The 2141-nt window shown below is 30.2% G+C and carries 3 protein-coding genes; 1 reads left to right on the top strand and 2 read right to left on the bottom strand.

Annotated elements, in window-relative coordinates; genetic code table 11:
* Positions 1-549 (top strand): SUMF1/EgtB/PvdO family nonheme iron enzyme (locus FTU13_RS17305; protein ID WP_180129036.1); only part of this gene is annotated, 549 nt, incomplete at its 5' end.
* A 269-nt stretch (positions 550-818) separates the two neighbouring features.
* Here FTU13_RS17305 and FTU13_RS17310 read toward each other — a convergent pair.
* Positions 819-1463: a hypothetical protein gene (locus FTU13_RS17310; protein WP_180129038.1), complete on the bottom strand. Its 645-nt coding sequence runs from the start codon at positions 1461-1463 to the stop codon at positions 819-821.
* Between the two features lie 53 nt (positions 1464-1516).
* Positions 1517-1942: a hypothetical protein gene (locus FTU13_RS17315; RefSeq protein ID WP_180036304.1), complete on the bottom strand. Its 426-nt coding sequence runs from the start codon at positions 1940-1942 to the stop codon at positions 1517-1519.
* Positions 1943-2141 lie beyond the last annotated feature (199 nt).

Raw genomic sequence — 2141 nt, forward strand, 5'->3', positions numbered from 1 at the left:
GATTATTGTCAATGGTTAGGTAAGCAAGTCGGCATTCCTATGAATTTACCTACTGAAGCCCAATGGGAGTATGCTGCTCGAAATAAAGGACAATATATAATTTCCACCACAGATAATGGGAAGTATGAAGTGGGTCGTAATGTTTGGAGTGATGAGCAAAGAGATCAAGTCAGTAAAAGTTTAAATTTTAGTGCTATTGTTCCTTTGCTAGGTCATTTCCCACCAACACCCTTAGGGTTCTACGATATGGCAACTGATAACCATGAATGGATGTCTGATTGGTTTGACCCACAGTATTACAAAAATTCACCTGAACTCAATCCACAGGGGCCAAAGTCTGGATTATTAAAATCCGTAAGGAGTACACATCAAGAAGGAGCAGCACAAAGTTTAGCATTAGGAGGTGCAGCAACCACTATTTATAGAAGAGGAAAGGAACCAAATCCTCAATACGAAAAAGGTGATGACAGTATAGATTATATTAACATTAATAACAGCACATCCGTGCGCTGTGCTTCAAACTCACCGAAACCTTTTCCTAAGCCATAAGTTTAGATTTTCGAATGTTGGATGGCTTATGCCATCCAAGTTTGATTAACATCTTCGTGACTTATACATATCCAAATCTAACTCTTCGATTGGTTTTGGTGCTTGTACTAAAAAACTTTCAGGTTTTTCTAAGCCTTCAGCTATTTGTATTTGTCTAAACTCAGGCGAGTCAATACAATGCTTATGTGACTTTAATGCAGGCTTGGGTGGTAGTCCGATTCAGCAGTTATCTTGATTTATATTAAAAAAGCCATGAGGGGCTTTTTATTTCATTCTTTACCAAATTTGTAATTAAGACCACTAAAAAAATAAAATCTTTTCAATGTAAATTCCCAGAATATTAATACCATCAAGATTATGGCATATATCGAAAGATTTGACTTAATACCAGACATCATTTCACCAGCATAAAATTCAAATGGCGAATTAATGACTATAAAATACGGTCCAATAAAAAGCATATATGAAAATATAGCCATTTGTGAAAAAAGACTACCCCCCCAAACTTTTCCATTTTTTTCTTCAAAATCAGCAGAATAACCATCTAAATTACCATCCACAACAAAATTATCATTTTTATATTTTTTCTGCATTTTTTTTATCTTACTTAAACTTAATAATGTATCCAGTATAAAAAACAAGAACATATATTTTAAAATGGCTACCCAACCATTATTTAAAGTTAAATATACAGCACCTAGCATTAACAATGAAATCATAAAAATAATTAAATATAGAAAAATAAAATATTTATTATTGTAATTTAAATGACCAAAAAACCAAAAAACACAAATAGTTAAAATGCCTAGAAAAAGAATCCAAAAATAACCATAATAAAGATAAGACCAAAATGGCAACAGAAGGAATGCTACGGTTGCTAAAAGGGATTTATTAATTAATTCAAATTTTTTCATTACAATCTTAATTCAAAATAAAACCAAAATTATACCTTTCAAAAAAAACATAATTAAATATCACATATCTTTTTATTAAATGGAATTGTAATCAATTCCTTGTTTTTTAAATTAACATATTTATACTCATACACAATATCCAAATTAGATAAGATAGCAATTGATTCACAAATTTCATCTATCTTTGGCTTAGAATAATAATATTTCCTCATATCAGCCGCCTGATAATCACTAATACTTTCAAATGAAACCATGTAAATATAGGTTAATTTATTATCAGAAAATTTAAAATCCACCCATCTAGTATAATTATCTACATTCACAGGTAGTTTATTCTTCTGTTCACCAACATACTCTCTTACTAACTTTAACTCATTTTGTACCTCTTTTCGATCAACATCAACACCGTTCACAACCTTATTTTCAACACACGCGCTAAATTGAAGACCAATAAGAATAAGCATTATTACTTTATTCACAACATTTAAACCTTTTGAATTTTTCCCAAACACACCATCTTTAATAAAAACCTAATAAACACCAATTCAAAATATAATATGCCCCAGATATAGAAAATAAAAAACAATTCCTTTTAACAACCCATTAAGTGTAAAATATATCCTCAAACTTAATCATGCAATCAACTCCCTTAAATTTCTTAATTTTTTATGTTACTAT

This window comes from Acinetobacter sp. YH12064, from assembly GCF_013419735.1.
Classification (GTDB): Bacteria; Pseudomonadota; Gammaproteobacteria; order Pseudomonadales; family Moraxellaceae; genus Acinetobacter; species Acinetobacter amyesii.